The sequence below is a fragment of the Catenovulum agarivorans YM01 genome (genome assembly GCF_000281085.1).
Taxonomy (GTDB): Bacteria; Pseudomonadota; Gammaproteobacteria; order Enterobacterales; family Alteromonadaceae; genus Catenovulum; species Catenovulum agarivorans.
This window is the reverse complement of sequence record NZ_JH767553.1, coordinates 457-717: the sequence shown is the minus strand read 5'-3', so window position 1 is coordinate 717 and position 261 is coordinate 457. Positions and strand designations below refer to the sequence as shown.

Sequence of the window (261 nt, the reverse complement as noted above, 5' to 3'; positions counted from 1 at the left end):
GTGTAAACATCGTTACCAACAGAGACACTGACTGTACCTGAGCTTTGACCAGCTGTAATTGAGATTTCTGCACCATTACTTAAAGTAATGGTCATATCCGTTTCTGCCGCAGCGGTTAAACTTGCGGTATAGGTAATACTGCCACCTTCGCTGACACTTGGTGTACCCGTTAAACTTAAGGTCACATCAGACAAGGTGTCGCTGACTGTTGTTGTAACTGAGCTATTGCCCAGCACTAAGTTTTCGAAATTACCGCCTGTG

1 protein-coding gene is annotated in these 261 nt (G+C 44.8%); it reads right to left on the bottom strand.

Translation table 11 applies throughout. The annotated features are described in order from the left end of the window. A partial coding sequence (locus WSC_RS23730; protein WP_040395493.1) for an immunoglobulin-like domain-containing protein occupies positions 1-261 on the bottom strand: 261 nt, incomplete at both ends.